18 protein-coding genes are annotated in these 18,211 nt (G+C 69.2%); 11 read left to right on the top strand and 7 right to left on the bottom strand.

Annotation, left to right across the window (positions count from 1 at the left end; genetic code table 11):
* Positions 1-133: 133 nt before the first annotated feature.
* From NX1_RS12215 to NX1_RS36160, 6 genes are all read left to right on the top strand, one after another.
* Positions 134-760: an AF_1327 family membrane protein gene (locus tag NX1_RS12215; protein ID WP_068057866.1), complete on the top strand. Its 627-nt coding sequence runs from the start codon at positions 134-136 to the stop codon at positions 758-760.
* A complete protein-coding gene (locus NX1_RS12210; protein WP_157119689.1) occupies positions 760-2,292 on the top strand; it encodes a hypothetical protein in 1,533 nt (510 codons plus the stop codon). The genes NX1_RS12215 and NX1_RS12210 overlap by 1 nt, the downstream gene beginning before the upstream one ends.
* A gap of 511 nt (positions 2,293-2,803) precedes the next feature.
* Positions 2,804-4,210 (top strand): amidase, encoded by a 1,407-nt coding sequence (locus NX1_RS12205; RefSeq protein ID WP_068057743.1) that lies wholly within the window; start codon positions 2,804-2,806, stop codon positions 4,208-4,210.
* Positions 4,211-4,314: 104 nt separating this feature from the next.
* The gene (gene sigK, locus NX1_RS12200; RefSeq protein WP_084501354.1) at positions 4,315-4,980 is read left to right on the top strand and encodes an ECF RNA polymerase sigma factor SigK; all 666 of its coding nucleotides are present in this window, start codon (positions 4,315-4,317) and stop codon (positions 4,978-4,980) included.
* On the top strand, positions 4,977-5,696 hold the full coding sequence (locus NX1_RS12195; protein WP_084501353.1) for an anti-sigma factor: 720 nt from the start codon (positions 4,977-4,979) through the stop codon (positions 5,694-5,696). The genes sigK and NX1_RS12195 overlap by 4 nt, the downstream gene beginning before the upstream one ends.
* Positions 5,697-5,789: 93 nt before the next feature.
* Positions 5,790-5,963, top strand: a complete 174-nt coding sequence (locus tag NX1_RS36160) for a hypothetical protein (protein WP_157119688.1) — start codon at positions 5,790-5,792, stop codon at positions 5,961-5,963.
* Positions 5,964-5,966: 3 nt separating this feature from the next.
* On the opposite strand, the gene NX1_RS12190 is transcribed toward NX1_RS36160, so the two are convergent.
* Positions 5,967-7,616 carry an alkaline phosphatase D family protein gene (locus NX1_RS12190; RefSeq protein WP_068057740.1) on the bottom strand — a complete coding sequence of 550 codons (1,650 nt, stop codon included), beginning with the start codon at positions 7,614-7,616 and terminating at the stop codon, positions 5,967-5,969.
* Between the two features lie 78 nt (positions 7,617-7,694).
* A complete protein-coding gene (locus tag NX1_RS12185) occupies positions 7,695-7,949 on the bottom strand; it encodes a hypothetical protein (RefSeq protein WP_068057736.1) in 255 nt (84 codons plus the stop codon).
* A gap of 306 nt (positions 7,950-8,255) precedes the next feature.
* Here NX1_RS12185 and NX1_RS12180 point away from each other — a divergent pair, with 306 nt between their 5' ends.
* On the top strand, positions 8,256-9,014 hold the full coding sequence (locus NX1_RS12180; RefSeq protein ID WP_084501352.1) for an ATP-binding protein: 759 nt from the start codon (positions 8,256-8,258) through the stop codon (positions 9,012-9,014).
* 73 nt (positions 9,015-9,087) lie between these two features.
* Here the strand turns inward: NX1_RS12180 and NX1_RS12175 are convergent, their stop codons facing one another.
* Complete coding sequence (locus tag NX1_RS12175; protein ID WP_068057859.1) at positions 9,088-10,545, bottom strand: AIM24 family protein; 1,458 nt, start codon at positions 10,543-10,545, stop codon at positions 9,088-9,090.
* Between the two features lie 467 nt (positions 10,546-11,012).
* Here NX1_RS12175 and NX1_RS12170 point away from each other — a divergent pair, with 467 nt between their 5' ends.
* Positions 11,013-11,294 carry a hypothetical protein gene (locus NX1_RS12170; protein ID WP_068057735.1) on the top strand — a complete coding sequence of 94 codons (282 nt, stop codon included), beginning with the start codon at positions 11,013-11,015 and terminating at the stop codon, positions 11,292-11,294.
* Between the two features lie 364 nt (positions 11,295-11,658).
* The gene (locus tag NX1_RS12165; RefSeq protein ID WP_068057734.1) at positions 11,659-12,612 is read left to right on the top strand and encodes a DNA polymerase domain-containing protein; all 954 of its coding nucleotides are present in this window, start codon (positions 11,659-11,661) and stop codon (positions 12,610-12,612) included.
* Positions 12,613-12,664: 52 nt separating this feature from the next.
* On the opposite strand, the gene NX1_RS12160 is transcribed toward NX1_RS12165, so the two are convergent.
* On the bottom strand, positions 12,665-13,477 hold the full coding sequence (locus NX1_RS12160) for an SAM-dependent methyltransferase (RefSeq protein ID WP_068057733.1): 813 nt from the start codon (positions 13,475-13,477) through the stop codon (positions 12,665-12,667).
* Between the two features lie 97 nt (positions 13,478-13,574).
* Between NX1_RS12160 and NX1_RS12155 the strand changes: the two genes are divergently transcribed.
* The gene (locus NX1_RS12155) at positions 13,575-14,753 is read left to right on the top strand and encodes a cytochrome P450 (RefSeq protein WP_068057732.1); all 1,179 of its coding nucleotides are present in this window, start codon (positions 13,575-13,577) and stop codon (positions 14,751-14,753) included.
* Here NX1_RS12155 and NX1_RS12150 read toward each other — a convergent pair.
* From NX1_RS12150 to NX1_RS12140, 3 genes are all read right to left on the bottom strand, one after another.
* On the bottom strand, positions 14,740-15,189 hold the full coding sequence (locus NX1_RS12150) for a MerR family transcriptional regulator (protein WP_068057730.1): 450 nt from the start codon (positions 15,187-15,189) through the stop codon (positions 14,740-14,742). The two genes, NX1_RS12155 and NX1_RS12150, sit on opposite strands and share 14 nt — an antisense overlap.
* A 20-nt stretch (positions 15,190-15,209) precedes the next feature.
* The gene (locus NX1_RS12145) at positions 15,210-15,806 is read right to left on the bottom strand and encodes a class I SAM-dependent methyltransferase (protein WP_245668451.1); all 597 of its coding nucleotides are present in this window, start codon (positions 15,804-15,806) and stop codon (positions 15,210-15,212) included.
* Positions 15,807-15,871: 65 nt separating this feature from the next.
* Positions 15,872-17,035: an alpha-hydroxy-acid oxidizing protein gene (locus NX1_RS12140; protein WP_068057728.1), complete on the bottom strand. Its 1,164-nt coding sequence runs from the start codon at positions 17,033-17,035 to the stop codon at positions 15,872-15,874.
* 114 nt (positions 17,036-17,149) lie between these two features.
* Between NX1_RS12140 and NX1_RS12135 the strand changes: the two genes are divergently transcribed.
* Positions 17,150-18,190: an Lrp/AsnC family transcriptional regulator gene (locus tag NX1_RS12135; RefSeq protein ID WP_068057727.1), complete on the top strand. Its 1,041-nt coding sequence runs from the start codon at positions 17,150-17,152 to the stop codon at positions 18,188-18,190.
* Positions 18,191-18,211 lie beyond the last annotated feature (21 nt).

The raw sequence follows: 18,211 nt of genomic DNA, 5'->3' as shown, positions 1-18,211 counted from the left end.
CGCGGCGCGGCCGGTTCCTGGCCGCGTCGCATCGCATGCTCTTGTCTCGCGGATCGGAATTACAGGTTGACGTTCAGTGTTGATTTGTAACATACTCGCCCGGTTCGATGATCATGAGCAGGGAGGTGTGTCGGTGACCGACACCAGCCGGGCGGCGCTCGAGAGTCTGCGTGACGCGAGCGAGTTCAAGTGGTATGTCATTCCGCTCTTGCTGCTCGTCATCTACGTCTATGCCGTGGAAGTGGAGCGGCGGAACTGGGATGTGCTGTTCGCCGGGCTGGCGCTGTGGGGCATGGACTGGTTCAACGAGATCTGGAACGCGTTGGTCTTCCATTTCTCCGATCGCGCACCGGTGTGGGGCGCGGCCGGGCCGACCGCGTATCAGATCCTGATCGGTCTCAATATCGAGATCTGCTTCATGTTCGCGATCATGGGGGTCGCGGCGGCGAAGATGCTTCCGCCGCGCGAGACCCGGATCTTCGGCTTGCCCAACCGGCCGGTTCTCATCGCGGCGAACTCCGCCGCGGCGGTTGGCATCGAGGTGCTGCTCAACAAGGCCGGTGTGCTCACCTGGGAATGGTCGTGGTGGCAACCGAGTTTCCCGTTCCTCATCTGGCTGATCGGCTACGTGCCGTTCTTCGCGGCGTGCTTCTACGTGCACGACCTGCGGTCAGTGCGGTCCAAAGTCCTTGTCGTCGGCGCGATCTTTGGCATCGACGCGCTGGCTCTCATCGCTTTCGGCGCCGCGGGGTGGCTGTGATGTCCGGGCGCGCCATCGGGCGCACCGCCGTTCTCGCCGTGACCGGCCTGGTATTCGCGAGCATGACAACACTTTCCGTGACCGTGGCGGATCCCGGCTGCGCGCCGGTGGGCACTGTCGGCACGCCGGAGGTGACGGTCGATGAATCCACCGCCGGGCTGGAGGCGTTGGCCCCGGCCGACGTCGACCTGCCCGAGCAGGTCTGGTTCCGCACCACGGCGGAGTCGTTCAACCGGCGTTGGACATTCGCCACTCGCGGCGGCCAGGTCTACGTGAAAGAGGCTGCCGCCCGGGGTGGTTGGCGCACCGTCGAACTTCCCGGCTGTCTGGCGGGCCGCGTCGCCGGAGTCTCCGCCGACGACGACGAAGTGATGGCGATCGACCGGGACGGCCGCTTCTTCACCATGGACCACGCGCTCAGCGCGCCCCGGGACTGGAACTGGAGCAGCCGCTACGGAACCCCGTTGTGGACCGGCCCCGGAAACACGCTGCCACCGGGCACGCTCGCCTGGACCTGGTCGGTGCTCTCGCCCAACGAGGACCACGTCTGGCGGGATACGGCGGGCAATGATCACCCCGTCGGCGGGGCGAAGGTGTCGCACGTGTTCGCGCTCACCCACGACGGACAGCGCATCCAATACGTCGATCCGTGGCTGCCGGTGGATCACAGCTACGAGATGGCCACCCCGCACGGTGGCCGGTTCCAGGCGGTCGCGCTGTCGACGAGCGCGTCGACCTCGCTCATCGTCAACCGTTTCGGCGACTTCTACACGCGCCTTTACGATTTCGACATCTCGGGCGCCGACAAGGTGTTCTTCCGCTACTCCTACGAGGATCAGCGCGGACTGTCCGAGGCTCCCGACATGCTCGCCGAACGGGTGGACGGCCGCTACGCCGCCATTCAGCTGCCCGCGCCGGACTGGGTGCGGCAGCCGAAGGTGCCCGGGGAGATCACCGACCGCATCTCCGTCCACAAGACCGGTCCCGGCTCGGCGGCGCGGGAGCTGCGCGTCGAAGGCCGCGCCGGTGGTCGAAACGGTTTCTGGACAAAGCGACTCAGCGACGAGTCGTGGACCTTCGTCGCCACCGACCAACCCCTCGCCGGGACCGTGCTGGAGAACTCGGCTACGGACCGCTCGGTGGACACGCTGGCGGCCCCGTCACCGTACGACTACCAGGGTGTCTCGCCCCAGGGGTGGAGTGCGCAGGTGCGCGCCTTCGACGCGGCGGTGAGCCCGACTCCGCTGCGAATCGCGTTCGGCGACGGCAGTGGGCTCGACTTGATACTGCACACTGTCGACGGGCTGCGCCAGACGCCGCAGGAACCGGGAATCAGCAGTCAGACAAGGCAATTCGACGGGACCATCGAACTGTCTGCTGATCTGCTCGCGAGCCTGGACGCGCAGCCCGCCGCCGTCCGTGACTTCGTGCGAAACATCCTGCGCGGGAAGCGCTTCACGGATACCTCTGCCGCCGTCACCGATGCCGGCTTCCACATCGCCGCGTTCGACCTGACCTTGAACCGATCCTGATCGGGCGAACGGTTTTCGTAGCGCCCGACGGGCCATCTCGGCGCGGCATCTCCGTCGTCGCGACCCTCAGCCCATGGCTCGTGCACACCAATCGCCGTCGCAGCGGTGCCTGGGCCCAGCGCTACGAGTACGGTGTGCCCGTCACCGACCTGACCCCCGCCGCGCCAGACGACGCCGCGGGGACGACCGTCTACCTCCGCCCGGACGACGGCTTGCCGCCGATGGATGGGCGGGCGCTCGGGGAGCCGATCCGGTCGACCTCGCCCTGGCCGCACTTGGCCGTCGAAATCGATGACGCACGCCCCACCAGCGGGCCGGTCCAGGGCTTCCGCACCTGCCGCCCCACCGCCAGTGGCCGAGCGTGCCGGGTGCATGCCCGCGTCCGAGGCCCCCTGTCGCGAATGCGGGCAGAAGTACCTCGCGCCCGGCGGCGTGGGCGTAACATCACGAAAAACTGGACAGTCGTCTACCTAAGGTCCGGTGAACCAAGACCACCTTTGTGAGCGCTGTTATGGCTGACCGTGTGCACGCGTTTACCGACGACGCCCTGGCCGACCACGATGCCGTCGGCCTGGCGGCGGCGATTCGGTCCGGCGAGGTGAGCCCGGAGGAACTGGCCAGGGCGGCGATCGTGCGCGCCGAGCGGGTGGAACCGGCGCTGCACGCCATCCAGCACGAGTGCTTCGATCCGCCGCGGTACGCGCGGAAACGTTCGGGCGTGTGGTACGGGGTGCCGACGCTGATGAAGGACAACGCCGATGTGGCCGGGATGCCGACCTGTCACGGGAGTATCGCGTTCCGCCCTCGGATCGCCGCGCGCGACGACGCGTACACCAGGCAGTTCCTGAGCACCGGCGTGACGCTGATCGGCAAGACCCGGATGCCGGAGTTCGGGCTCAGTCCGACCACCGAATTCCAGACCGGGGAGCCGACCGTCAATCCGTGGAATCCGGATTACTCGGTCGGCGGATCCTCCGGCGGCGGCGCCGCGCTGGTCGCCGCGGGCGTGGTGCCGGTGGCGCACGGAAACGACGGCGGTGGATCGTTGCGTATCCCCGCCGCCTGCGCGGGACTGGTCGCGCTGAAGCCGACCCGGGCCCGGCATCTGGACAATGCCCAAGCCCGTCAGCTTCCGATCAGGCTGGTCTCCGAGGGCGTGCTCACCCGAACGGTACGCGACACGGCGGCGTATACCGCTGCGGCCGAACGTTATTGGCGCAACCCGCGGCTGGCTCCCGTCGGGCTGGTCGAGGGGCCGAACAATCGGCAGCTGCGCACCGGTCTGCTGCTCGGGTCGGGGACCGGTGACGAGCCGGACGCCGAGAGTCGCATGGCCGTCGAGCGGGCCGCGAAGTCGCTGGAGCAAGCGGGTCATCGGGTCGAAGCGATGGGCGTGCCGTTCGCGAGGCGATACGCCGACGATTTCCTGCTGTACTGGGCGCTGCTGGCGCATATGGCGCTGCTGACCGGCAAGATCACGCACGGCCGCTCGTTCGATCGCGCCGCCCTCGACGATCTGACCAAGGGGTTGGCGCGATACCACCGCGAACGTTTCGTCGGCAGCCCGGCGGCGCTGTACCGGCTGCGCCGGGCGAAGCGGATCTACGACCGCGTCTTCACCCGCTACGACATCGTGCTATCCCCGGTGACCACCCACACCGTCCCGCCGCTGGGCTACCTGAGTCCGACGGTGCCCGCCGACGAACTCATCGACCGTTTGCGTCGCTACGCCGGCTATACGCCGATGAACAATGTCACCGGATCGCCCGCCATCTCGGTGCCAATGGGTCTCGGTGCCAACGGGCTGCCCGTAGGCGTAATGTGCAGTGCCGCATACGGAGACGAGCGCACCCTCCTGGAGATCGGCTATCTCCTCGAAGCGGACAACCCCTTCCCGCGGATCACCGCGTCGAAGTAGAGCCGTCACCGGGCGAGGGAACCGTCCCGCGAAATTTTTCCGCATCACACCCATCCATATTCGGATCCGCAGCGAAGCACCTCTTATGCGGGAAAAGGCGAAGAATGTCCGATGAGGCGGGGAAGCGCGGCCTGATCCGGCTGCGCCGGTACGCGGGGGAAAACGGCGCGCGCGCCACGCAATGCTCCACCCGAGAGGCGGGCGCGGCGGCCGAACGTAGTCGACGGCTCGCGGATCTGCTGGCCGCCGTCGGATCCGGCGACCGGGAAGCCTTCACCGAGTTCTACCGCGCGACCAGCCATCGGGTCTTCGGCCTCGCGGTGCGCATCGCGCGCAGCCAGGCGGCGGCGGAGGAGATCACCCAGGAGGTCTACCTCCAGGCGTGGTCGACGGCCGAACGGTACGACCGCACCAGGGCCAGTCCCATCGGCTGGCTGATGATGCTCACGCACCGGCGCGCGGTCGACCGCGTCCGCACCGAACAGTCCACCGCCGACCGGGACATCGTCTACGGCCACAGCCACCTCGGGCGCGACCACGACATCGTCGCCGAGGAGGTCGGCCAGCGCCTGGACGAAGAATTGGTGCTCGAGTGCCTCGGCACACTGACCAGCACCCAGCGGGAGGCCTTGGCGCTGGCCTATTACAGCGGGCGCACCTACCGCGAGGTCGCCGACCAGCTCGATATCCCGCTGCCCACCGCCAAGAGCCGAATTCGCGACGGACTGCGGCGGCTGGCGACCTGCCTGAGCGGAGGTGAACCCGGTTGATCGACGCCGAGTCTCCCGACCCGGACCTGCTCGATCTGGCCTTCCCCTATGCGATGGACGCCGTGAGCGCCGAGGAGCGCGCGGCCATCGACCAGCGGGTGCACGCGGCCGACGCGGTGACCGCCGCCGCCTTCGAGAACACCGTGCGCGGCGTCCGCGAGACGGTCGCGGCGATGACGGTGGTCGACAGCGTCGCCCCGCCCGCGGACCTGGAGATCGCCATCCTGTCCGCCGTCGACGGACCGGCGGATCCGCGGTCGCTCCGTGCGGGGTGGCGCTGGCTCGCGGCCGCCGCCGCGCTCATCGTCGCGCTGGGCGCGGGAGCCGGAGCCGTGTTCTTCGTCGACCGCGACACCGGATCGCCCAGCTTCGAGGTGACGGCCCAGCTGGTGCAGGAACAGCCCGACACCAGGACCCGCTCGGCGGCGGTCGAGGGCGGCGGCGCGCTGCTGGTGACCACCTCCGCGCAGCTCGGAGCGGCGACGGTCAACTTCGACGGTGTCGCGGGGCCGGTGCGAGGACAGTCCTATCAGCTGTGGCTGGTGCCGCCGGAAGGCGCTCCGCGCTCGGCCGGTGTGCTGCCGCAGCTGCCCGCGCCGGACGCGCCGTTCGTCACCCGGTTCCTGCCGACGGACATCCTGGCGATCACTATCGAGCCGCCCGACGGCTCGCCGCAGCCGACGTCGACGCCGATCACCACCCTCGCTCTCGGCTGATCCACGGAGCGAGCGCGATCGTCGAATTCGCCTCCACGCCCCGGCACGCGCACGTATTCTGGCCCGAATTCGGGCCCGGCCGAGGAGGTAACGATGCGAGCGCGCATGTCCACCGTGTGGCGGCACCTGGTACGCGGACTGCTGCTCCATGGCGTGAGCGTCGGCGGTTCGACCCGCTGTCACGACGAATGGCTCCGTGCGGACACCCCGGAGCAGCAGTGGGATTGGTCGATACCGCACCACTGGTACGACGCCGCCCACCGATGAGATTCAGCGGGTTCCCCTGGTGGGTCCCGCGCTGACGTCGGTTTCCGGCGCGGGCTCCACCGGAGGCTGCGGCCGCCACGCCTCCTGGACGCCGGGCACCCCGTCCTGCACGACGAAGCTCGCGCGGGTGTGGATGGGGGCACCCTGGCGGCGGATGTAGGGCACCACGCGGAAGTCGTTGCGCCACATGCCGTGGTCGAGCTCGACGCGGACGTAGCCGCGCTGCGCGTTGAAGAACGCGAGATCGGGATTGGCGGCGAGCAGACGTCGTCCGATGTCGTTCATGTCCGCGCCGTCGCCACCGCTGGTGATCGAGGTGCCGGTGAATTCCGCTGCTACCACCGGTGATTCGGGATCGGCGTAATCGCGGCGCAGCCGGGCGGCGTGGTTCTGATGCCGGTCGCCGGTGATCACCACCACATTGCGGACGCCGCGGTCGGCGGCCGCACCGAGCACGGTGTTGCGGTCGGCCACGTACCCGTCCCAGGAGTCGGTGGACACGGCCAGGCCAGGCCCGGGATCGCTGTCGGTCTGGCTCATGCCGACCTGATTGCCGACGATCTGCCAGCGTGCGGGCGACGAGGCGAAACCCTCCAGCAGCCAATCCCGTTGCCTGGCACCCAGAATCGTGCGATCCGGATCGAAGCGCTCGTCGCAGCCCGCGGCGACGTCGCCGCCGCACGCCTGCGGTGTCCGGTACTGCCTGGTGTCCAGCATGGTGATCTCGGCGAGGTCGCCGAAACGATAGCGGCGGTGCAGGTGCATGCCGGAACCGCGCGGTAATTGGGCGATCCGCAACGGCTGATGTTCGTACATCGCCTGGAAGGCGGCGGCACGGCGGCGACGGAACAGCGCGGGGACGCGGTGGATGTCGATGCCGAGACCGGGCGAGTCGGCCGCCCAGTTGTTGTCGACCTCGTGATCGTCCATGGTGACCAGCCACGGAAACGCGGCGTGCGCGTCACGCAAGGGCTGCTCGGCCTTGTACAGGGCGTAGCGCAGCCGATAGGTGGGCAGGTCGACGGCCTCGTCCCGAAACTCATGGCCCGCCGAAAGTCCTTGGCGGCCTTGGATCCACCCGCGCTCGTAGATGTAGTCGCCCAGGTGCACCACCAGATCCAAGTCCTCGCGCGCCAAGTGCTCGTAGGCGGTGTAGTAGCCGGAACTCCACGACTGGCAGGACGCGAAGCCGAATCGGATGCGCGCCGTCGGCAGCCCCGGCGGCGGCGCGGTGCGCGTGCGCCCGACCGGCGAGATCACCGACCCGGCGCGGAAACGGTAGTAGTACCAGCGATCCGGTGCGAGTCCGTTGATCTCCGGGTGCACGCTGTGCGCCAGTTCGCGGGTCGCGACGGCGGAGCCGCGAACAACCACCCGGCGGAAGAGCTCGTCGTCGGCGACCTCGTAGTCGACGGTCACCGGATGATTCATCATGCCGCCGTGGCCATCGGGGGCCAACGGGTCCGGCGCCAGCCGGGTCCACAGAACGACGCCGTCCGGTGTCGGATCGCCCGAGGCGATCCCGAGCGTGAACGGATCGTCCGACCAGCGCGGCGTGCGGAACCGCCCGCTGCTCGCCGCCGAGGCGCCCACGAGTACCGCTGCCGATCCCGCGGCGCCGAATCTCAACAGCTGCCGACGAGACAGGCCCATACGTCACGGTACATCGGATCGGGCGCACCGCTCGTCCGCCGACCGCGCGGCGAGCGGTCGGCCGGGGAGGACGCGACCTCAGGCGCCTTGGAGCCGGATCTCGCTGGAGAGTTCCGCCGCCACTTCGCTCAACCGAGTCCTGTCCGGCTTGGCTCCGGTGCGGCCCGCCACCTCGTCGCGGGTGGCGATGGTCAGACCGTCCCCGGCGACCTCGGCTACTTCCACGTGCCCCTCGAGCAGCACAAGGCACGAGTCAGGACCGGCGGCGAGCAGCTCGCGCAGATCGTCCTCGGTGACCGTGGAGTGGGGGCGCTTCTCGTTGACGTCGTCCATGCCCACCGGGTGCCCGGCAGACTCCACCGGAAACCCGGAGGACGACCGAGGCAAATCCGGCCGGAGTGACATGCGCGTCTTCCGATTCGACGCTCCGAAGCTGGGTAGCCCGTCTGTGACACGGACCGAAACAAAGAGAAAGGCGTGCGCGATGATTCAGCTCAGCGTGACTCGGAACCTGTTCGTCGACATCGCCGAGCGCCTCGACACGCCACACCGCGCCCGGCTGGCTCAGCCGGCCGCGGCGTGAGCGGGATAGGCCACCGCCCGCGCGCCGCCGAGCGGCACGGTCTGGGCGGAGAGCGAATGTCCGGGTTCCGTAGCGGCGCACTCTTCTGGCGCCCTTCCGAACTGGCCGGTTGTACGGTACTCCGGCCCAGCGGGGTTCTGGACTGGGACGGTTGCCGCCGTTTCGGCGACGATCTGGTGCGCTATGCCGTCGACCGTCCGCGCGCGGTGATCGTCGCGGTCGACGACCTCGATCTGGTCGAGGACGCGGTGGCGACAGCGTGCGCGTCCGCGCGGGTTCGGGTCAGCGACTGGCCGGACGTGCCGATCGTGCTGGTCGCCAACGGACTCGCGAATCCGACGGCCACCGTCGCGGCCAGGCACCGGGTGCCCGCTTTCGAGTCCGTCGAGGCCGCGCTGCGTGCGCTGCCTGCGGCGCCCGCGCGGCAGGAGGCATCGATCGAACTGGCGCCTAGCACGATCTCCTCGATGCATGCCCGGCGATTCGTGACCCGCATGTGCGATCGCTGGGACGTGGGTCAGGTGCGCACCGACGCGCTGCTGGTGGCCACCGAACTGGTGGAGAACGCGCTGTTGCACGCCTTCGGTGAACTGGGGCTGAGCCTGGAATCCCAGGGTGAGCTGCTCACGATCGCGGTGGCCGACGCCGATCCGCACGAGGCGATGCTGCGCGAACCAGCCGCCGGGCACCCGGCCAGGTTCGGCTTGCACGTGGTCGCCTCGCTGGCGCGGGCATGGGGATGCGCGCCGCGCTGGCCAGTCGGCAAGGTGGTGTGGGCGACGCTCGCGGATCATGATCGCCCGTCGCTGCCGTGAGACCGGCCGCTGTTCGACGCGGCGCTGACCGGCGCGCCCGTCGACGCGCCGGTCTCCGCGCGGAGTGGACCGACTAGCCGAACAGTCCGCCAAGCACGCCGCCGCTGTGCCCCGCCTCCTGGCCACCGCCGGTGCCGCCGAGCATGCCGCCGGGCGGCAGCTCCGAGGGTTGCACGATGACGAAACCGCGACCGGAGAAGGCCAGCGTCATGCCTTCGCCGGTGCTGCGACCCATGAGCCTGCCGAGCCCGAACGAGTCGTTGCGCTTGATGCCGGTCTGCAAGCTGGACGACCAGGCCACCGCGGCCTGCGGGTCGGCGTAGGTCGGCTGGTCGACATTCAGAACAACCGGTGTGCCGTGGGTGGTGATCGCGATCCGGCCGCGCCCGGTGAACACGCAGTTGAAGAGCCCCGCGTTGCTGGCGAACCCGGCCGCGCCTTGGACCATCTTGATGTCGTAGCGCAGCGTGGAGTCGAAGGCCAGCACGTTCGAGCCGTTGATGGTGAGCCCGTCGCTGCCGTCGAGATCGATGATGTGCACGTCGGAGGCGGAGTTGGCCAGGAAGAGATCGCCGCGGCCGGACACCTTCATCAGCGGCACGCCCTCGCCGGTCAGCCGCTGCTGGATGGCGCGGCCGATGCCGCCGGAGCCGAGCGCCTGGAACTGCAAGTCGCCCTGGTAGGCCACCATCGATCCGGCGCGCGCCATGACCTCGCCCGCGAGGCCGACCTTGACCATCTTGCCGCCCTGTTTCTGGATACCGACGCCGCTGACCTCGGCGTGGCTCGGGTTGAACAGATCGCTCTGCATCGGCAGCGCTCCTTGCTGGGGTGTCGACATCTGCGGGGAAGGAAAGGCGCCGGACGAAGGCGGGCCGGACTGGGGATATCCCGGCGCGGGCGGTGGTTCGTACCCGGTCGGCGGGGTGCCCGGGTAGGCGGGAGCTGCCGGGGGGCGGTGACCGCCGGGCGCTGCGCCGCCGCTCGGTTGATGCCCCGGTGGCGGTGGCGCTGGATATGACGGCAGGGGTGCTGCCGGGTACGCCGGTGCGGCGGGCGGCGGCGGGGATTGCGCGGGCCCTGGGTCGTCGACCTGCACGCCGAACGCCCTGGCGATACCGGCGAGCCCGTCGTCGTATCCCTGGCCGACGGCGCGGATCTTCCAACCACCGCCGCGGCGATAGATCTCCACGCACACAACCGCGGCCTCGGTACTCAACCCGGTCACCGGGAAGGTGACCGTTCCGGAATCGGATCCAATGGTCGCGGTGAGCGAGCCGACGCCCGCGAAAGTGCGCGGGCCGCTGCCGTCCAGGCTGGCGGTGACCACGACCTTGTCCACGTCGGCGGGTAGTGCGGAGGTCTGCACGTCGACCATGTCGCCCTCGCCGCGCCCGTGCCGGTAGGTGACGCCGGGGCCGGCCGGCTGGTTGAAGAACACGAAATCGCCGTCCGAGCGCACCCGGCCCGCCGCGTTCAGCAGCAGGGCGGACACGTCGACGGCCGCGGAGCAGGTGACGGTGACCGTCATCCGGTCACCGGGTGCGGGCCGGTTCTCGCCGCGAGCCAGCGCGGTCACGTCCGGCCCGCCGTCGCGCCGCGTCGCAATGACATCGAAACCATGGTCTCGAGTGTGTCGCGCCCTCGCGCGACGCGCCACCTCGCCCCGGTAACTCGCGCGGGTCGCCGTCGTGCGGGCGTCCCGCGAACGCGTCTCCGGCCGGGTCGCGCCGCGCCGGGAACGATGGTCCGTTGCGAGATCCGCTCCGCCGCAAGCCGATAACGGCGCGGCGGGATAAATCAAACGAATTCGATCATGAAATTCGCGCCCGAAATGAAGATCAAATGGTGTTACCTCGGGACAATATTCTGTTAGCCCATTATTAACGGTGATTATTCGCACAATAAGAGAAGTGGATTTGAAGGTTTCTTTTTCCTAACGTTGCTGGTGCGCGCCGTGATGGCGTCGTTATCCACTGTGTGAAAGGAAGCTCGTACATGTTCTCTCGCAAGGCCCTCGTCGCTGCCGGTGCCGTCTCCGCCGCCGCCCTGTTCTTCGGCCCTGTCGCGGTGGCCTCCGCCGCCGACTCCGCCGCCACCGGCTCCGCCTCGGGTTCTGCCGACACCGGTTCGTTCACGGGTTCGGCCGGCTCGTCCGCTGGCTCCAGCATGCTGGACTCCGGCAGCTCGGCTCTTGACGGCGGCACCTCCGCCATCGTGAACATCATCGATGCGATCACCGGCGTCAAGGACCTGACCCAGCCCAAGCCTGCCGCCTGATTCGGTTTCGGCTGATCACTGCTTCGGCGCCGCCGATCGCCAGCGTGTCTGCGCCATTGCAGTGAATTTGCCAGTATTGCGCCGGTCATTCGTCGTGTCGGAGTAGCCGCGGCGGGTGAACTCTTTCGATTCCGTTTGCCCGTCAATGGGATTGCTCTCCGTGCTGTGAGTGCGGGGCTTCCTTCAAACACCATTTTCGTGCCGTCCGGCGAACTCGCCGGACGGCACGAAGGTTTTCCGGGGTAGTTCGGAACGCGACCGTCGCCGCGGCAGTGCCGCGGGACGCTCGACCCTCTCGGCGAGGCCTGTCTCGCCGTCCGCCCGCGGGGTTGACCGCGCCGGGGCCGCCCGGCAAGGTGGGGCGATGGGCAGCGAAGAGGTGCGCGCGGGCGTCACGCTGACGAATCTGGACAAACCGCTCTTCGACGGGGCGGAGGCGACCAAACGGGATCTCGTCGACTACCTGGAGTTCGTCGGCGACCGCTTGGTGAACCAGCTGCGCGACCGTCCGTTGTCGGTGGTGCGGATTCGGCCGGGGCAGGAGCCGTTCATGCAGAAGAACCTGCCCAAATACACCCCGGAGTGGGTACCGCGGATCACGCTGTGGGCCGAGAGCTCCCGCCGCGAGGTGACCTACGCTCTGTGCGACGACGTGCGCACGCTGCTGTGGTTCGGCAATCAGCGCGCCGTCGAATACCACCCGACGTTGCTGCTCGCCGACTATTCCGCCGGGTCGACCCATCTGGTCCTCGATCTCGACCCCTCGCCCGGCCAGACCTTTCGCCACGCCGTGTTCGCCGCCGAACTGATCCGCACTGCGCTGGCCGCCGACGGGCTCTCGGGTGCGGTGAAAACCAGTGGCGCCAAAGGGGTGCACGTCTTCGTCCCGGTCGTCGCGGGCACCGCCGTCGAGGACGCCGCGGCCGCCACCCGGGCGATCGCCGCCCGCGCCGAGCGCCTCGACCCCGAGCTGGCCACCACCGCGTTCATCCGCGAGGACCGCGAGGGCAAAGTCTTCCTCGACTCCACCCGCGCCGGCGGCGCGACGGTGGTCGCGGCCTACAGTCCGCGCATCCGCCCCGGCGTCCCGGTCTCCTTCCCGGTCGGCTGGGCCGATCTGGCCGATGCGAAGCCATCCGATTTCACCCTTCGCACCGCCCCCGACCGCCTCGGCGACCGCGACCCATGGGCCGACGAAATGCCTGCCCCCCAGCAACTTCCGGCCGGCTTGATCGCCGAAGGCCACACCATCCCCGTCGCCCGCGTCCAAGCCATGCACGAAGGTAAACGCCGAGCCAGAGCTCGCCGTACCTCCTGACTTCCCACACAGGCGGTGGTGCTGCGGGGCGTCGGAACGGTGTGTGAGAGCGTCAAGGAACCCGAGCGACGCCGGCGAGCATGGAGACCGCCTCGGGGCGGGGGTGGGCGCGCCAGACTTCGGGTCGCCAGGTCATCACCGAGCCGATGCCGGGCGCGATGAGGTCGAAACCGGTGAAGAATTGCCGGAATTCGGCGGTGGAGCGCAGTTGGAAGGGTACGCCGCTGCGCTTGTTGGCCTGCTTGGTCTCGGCGAGGTCCTCGTCGGTGAGGTGATCGTTGGTGGCGTGGGTCATCACCAGGTAGCTGCCCGAGGGCAGCGCCTCGCACAGTTGGCGCACCAGGCCGTAAGGTGCCTCGTCGTCGGTGATGAAGTGCATGACGGCCACCAGCATCAGCGCGACCGGCTGGCTCAGATCGAGCGTGCTGGTGAGATCCGGGTGGGTCAAGATTCGGTCCGGGTCGCGCAGATCGGCGTCGAGATATGCCGTCGCGCCCTCGGGTGAGCTGTCGAGCAGCGTGCGGGCGTGCACCAGCACGATCGGATCGTTGTCCAGGTACACGATGCGCGATTCCGGTGCGATGCCCTGCGCGATCTCGTGCACATTGCCCGCGGTGGGCAGGCCGGTGCCGATGTCGAGGAACTGCCGGATGCCCGCCTCGGCGGCCAAGTACGTCACCGCGCGACGCAAGAAGTTGCGGTTCTCCACCGCGGCGAGGCGCACGGTCGGAAAAGCCTCGGCCACCGCGTCGGCCGAGTCCCGGTCCGCCGGAAAATTGTCCTTCCCGCCGAGCCAGTAGTCGTACCGGCGCGCCGGGTGCGGTTTGCTGACATCCACCCTGGCAGCTGCCGATTCCGAGTCCACCCTGCCCTCAATTCATCTCGACTACGCTCATCATGTCAGCTCGAGTTGCGAACCGGTAACGAGGGTGAAACCCGCACGGCCCCCGGAAGGCTCCGTCATGCAGTTGCAGTACAGCCCATACGATTTCGACGTCCACCGCGATCCCTATCCGTACTACGCAAGGCTACGCGCGGAGGCACCCGTCTTCCACAACCCGGCCGACGATTTTTACGCGTTTTCCAGGCACGCCGATATCCTTGCCGCACTGCGTGATTCGGACCGGTACTCCAGTGTCAACGGATTGCGGATGGAGCCCGCGTTCTGGGGACCGCAGGCCGAGCGTTTCTTTTCCTTCGTCGCCATGGACCCGCCGAAGCACACCCGGTTGCGCGGTCTCGTCGCCCGCGCGTTCACCAATCGGCGGGTGCAGGAATTGCAGCCGCGACTACGCGACATCGCGCGCGCGCTGTGGCGGCCGCTGCTGGAGCGCGAAAGTTTCGATCTGATGGCCGATTTCGCGGGCCCATTCCCCACCGACGTCATCTCCGAACTTGTCGGCGTCCCCGAGGCGGATCGCGACATGCTCCGCAAGCTGGGCATGGAGATCATGTACACCGACGAGGAATCCACCGATCTGCGCCCGGAGGCGATGCAGGCCATCGGCACCTTGGTCGGCTACTACACCGAACTCACCATCGAACGCGGCAAGACCCGCCGCGACGATCTGCTCTCCGGCCTGCTCGACGCCGCCGACGGCGACGACCGGCTGACGCCAGAGGAGATCGTCGGAGTGCTGATCCTGCTGGTCGGCGCGGGCATCGAGACCACCATGCTGACGCTGGGCAACCTCTGGCACGCCGCGTGGCAGCACCCCGATCAGCGCCGGGAGGCCATCGGCGGACGCGTCGACGAGTGGATCGCCGAGGGCATGCGCTACGAACCCGCCACCCAGTCCCAGCTGCGCAGCACCACCGAGCCGATCACCCTGCACGGCGTCGACATCCCGGCGGGCGCGCGCATCCTGCTGCTCACCGGCTCGGCCAACCGCGATCCCGAAATCTTCGACGACCCAGATGCTTTCGACCTCGACCGAGACACCGGCGCCGCGCTGGTCTTCGGCAGCGGCCGCCACCACTGCCTCGGCGCGAACCTGGCGCAGCTGGAACTGCGCGTGGCGCTGGAGGAGATCGTCGGCACGATCGCCGACTACGACATCGATGCCGCGAACCTGCGCCGCATCCATTCCTCCAACAACCGCGGTTTCGCCAGTCTGCCCACCACGGTCACCGCTCGCTGAGCCGCACGTCGCCGGGGTGGGCCGCCACCCCGGCGACGCCGAGCCGCAACGCCTCGTCGACCTTCGCGCGGAAATGCGGACACGAGCGGAAATCCGGTGCGCCGCAATCCAATGCGTGCTCGATGGTGTCCAGCGCCGCGGTGGCCCTTGCGATCCGCGCGGCAAGCTGATCCCTGTGCGCGCGCAGCAACTCGCGGCGCGTCTCACGATCCGCGGCGCCGGCGAACAGCCGGGCGATCTCGGTCAGCGACAGCCCGACCCGCTTACCGAGCAGGATGACGGCCACCGTCTCCGCGTCGTCGGCGCGGTAGACGCGGCGGCCGACGGAATCCCTGCGCGGAGCGAGCAGGCCTAGGTCCTCCCAGTGGCGCAGCACATGGGTGGCCAGGCCGAATCGCGCGGCCAGTTCGCCTATCGTCAGCGCGGATTCGGACATACCAGCAGCCTATGCGCCACTCAAGCCGCGCGCGCCGACCACTGGGCGTACAGCCCGATCGGGTACCAGCGCGGTCGCACGACCTTCCTGCGTACCGTCGGCGCCGCGAAACGCGCGCCCAACGCGGACCGCATCGACGCGTCGCGCACGAACCGGAAGTCGTAGATGGCCAGCGTCCCGCGCGGGCGCAGCACTCGCTCCAGCTCGGCCGCCGCAGTGACCGGATCGGGCCACTCGTGCATGCTCAAGCTCGATACGACGAGGTCGAAACTGTTGTCCGGGTAGGGAAGTGCGCCCACGTCGCCCACCGTCAGTTCGGCGGCGTGCTCGGCGAGGTTGGCTCGGGCCAGGGCGATCATGTGCGGCGAGAGATCCACCCCGTGCAGCAGCAGATCCGGTCGCCTGCGGCCGAGGTGGGCCAGCAGCAGTCCCGGTCCGGTCCCGACGTCGAGCACGGCTCCGCCCATTCCGGTCGCGGCGGCCGCCTCGTCGGCGATGTGCCGGTACAGCCCGCCGAGCAGTTTGGTGGCGCGCCGGTCGTAGCCGCGGCTTTCCTGTTCTCCGAACTTGCTCATGCCTTTCGCCTCGCTGACGCTCGGCGCATTTCGTTCGCTCATGTCATCCCTTTCCTCAGGTCGACCCTCAGCGTGCGAGTTCAGGTCGACCTGAAGTCAAGGGCCGCTCAGACCGAGACCTGGCGCAGGGCGTCTCTGGTCAGCTCGGCGACTCCTCGGTAACCGTCGACGGCCAGGATCAGGTCCGCCTCGGCAAGCAGCGCGCGCAGCACGTGCACGATCCCGTCGACGCCGCCGAGCGCGAGACCGTAGGCGTAGGGCCTGCCGATGCCGACGGCCGTCGCGCCGAGGGCCAGCGCCTTGACGATGTGGTCGCCGCCGCGCACGCCGGAATCGAACAGCACGGGAAGACCGTCGGCCGCGTCGACCACCTCGGCCAGCATGTCGAGGGCGGGCAGGCCGCCGTTGGCCTGGCGGCCGCCGTGGTTGGAGCAGTAGATGCCGTCCACCCCTTCGTCTTTCGCGCGCCGCGCGTCGTCGGGATGGCAGATGCCCTTCACGATCAGCGGCAGCGTGGTGAGTTCGCGAAGCCACGGCAGGTCGGCCCAGGTGAGCGGGTTGCCGAAGAGCTGGACCCAGCGCAGCACCGCGGCCTGGAGGTGCTCTTCCGGTGGCCCGGGCAGTCCGGCGCGGAACACCGGATCGGTGAAGTAGTTCGCCAGGCAGTGGCCGCGCAGCTGGGGGAAGTTCGACGTGCCGAGATCCCGCGGGCGCCATCCGGTGATCCAGGTGTCCAGCGTGACCACGATGCCCTTGTAGCCAGCCTGTTCAGCGCGCTTCACCAGGCTCGCGGCCAAGTCGCGGTCGGTGGGCGTGTACAACTGGAAAAAGCCTGGCGTACCGCCCATTTCGGCCGCCACCTGCTCCAGTGGGTCCACCGACAGCGTGGAGGCCACCATCGGGACACCGGTGCGCGCCGCGGCGCGCGCGGTCGCCAGATCGCCGTGCCCGTCCTGGGCGCACAGCCCGATCACCCCGATCGGGGCGAGGAAGACCGGTGCGGGCAACGTCAGCCCGAACAGATCGACCGACAGGTCGCGCTCGGCCGCGCCGACGAACATCCGCGGGATCAGTCCCCACCGGTCGAACGCGGTCACGTTGGCGCGCTGCGTTCGTTCGTCACCGGCCCCGCCCGCCACGTACGACCACACCGAGGGCGGCAACGCCGCGCGCGCCCTGTCCTCCAGCTCGGCGAACGACATGGGCAGCGTGGGCTGCACGCCGCCGAGCCCGCGCAGGTAGATCTCGCTCTGGTAATCGGCGAATGCCATGGTTCCGGTTGACCTTTCGTCTACGGCGCCGCACCGCGCCACCGGGGGAAAGCATGGGTCGCCGTTCACTCGAAGACACTAGAATGCAGGAATCAGGCACGATGGGATGCGCGAATGCAGGATGACGCCACACTCCTGAGCGAGGACGATCTCGCCCTGATCAACGCGTTGCAGCTGCGGCCGCGCGGTTCCTGGTCGGAGCTCGGGCACGCGCTCGGCGTCGATCCGGTGACGGTGGCCCGCCGCTGGCAGCGGCTCACCCGGCGCGGCGCGGCCTGGGTGAGTCCATCGCCGGGCCCGCGGCTGCTCGACCAGATCACCATCGCCTACGTCGAGATCGGCTGCACCGCCGACGCCGCGGCCGCGGTCAGCCGCAGCCTGTGCGAGCACCCGCACATGGTCACCGTCGAGCGCTGCGCGGGCACCTACAACCTGCTGGCCACCGTCGCCGCGCGCGACCTGGCCGCCATGTCGCACTACACCTTGGATGTGCTGCCCGCCGTCCCGCACGTCGCGGCGGTGCGGGCCAGGATCGTCACGCACATGTTCACCGAGGGCAGCCGCTGGCGCATCGACGCGCTCGCCCCCGACCAGCGCGCCGAACTCCACATTCCGTCGCCGCAGCCGACGGTTCCGGTGCGCGCGGTGAGCATCGACGACGCCGACCGGGCGCTGGTCGCCCAGCTCGCGCTGGACGGCCGGGCCTCGCATCAGTCGTTGGCGACCGCCGTCGGTTCCTCCGCCTCGACCGTCAAGCGCAGGCTGGACCGGCTCGTCCGGCTCGGACTGCTCCAGTTCCGCTGCGATTTCGCGCGTCCGCTCGGCGGATGGCCGGTCGCGGTGACGCTGTGGCTGGACGCGCCGCCGGATCGGCTGGCCGAGATCGGCGACGCGATCATCCGGCTCCCGCAGACGCGCAACTGCGCCGCCATCAGCGGTGGTCACAACCTGCTGATTCAGGCCAACCTGCACAGCCTGGCCGACATTCCGCGCTTGGAAGCGGGACTCGCCGCCGCGCATCCCGCCCTGCGCATCGCGGAACGCACCGTCACCCTGCGGCACGACAAGCTGTTCGGGCACCTGCTCGACCCGCGCGGCCGCAGCAGGCGCGTGGTGCGCGCGGACATCTGGAGTGAGCCCGCCGCGACCGTGTGAGGTACGGGTGAGGTTTACCGG

Origin of the sequence: Nocardia xishanensis NBRC 101358, assembly GCF_001613365.1 — a bacterium.
GTDB lineage: Bacteria > Actinomycetota > Actinomycetes > Mycobacteriales > Mycobacteriaceae > Nocardia > Nocardia xishanensis.
This window is presented reverse-complemented; position numbering and strand designations above follow the sequence as displayed.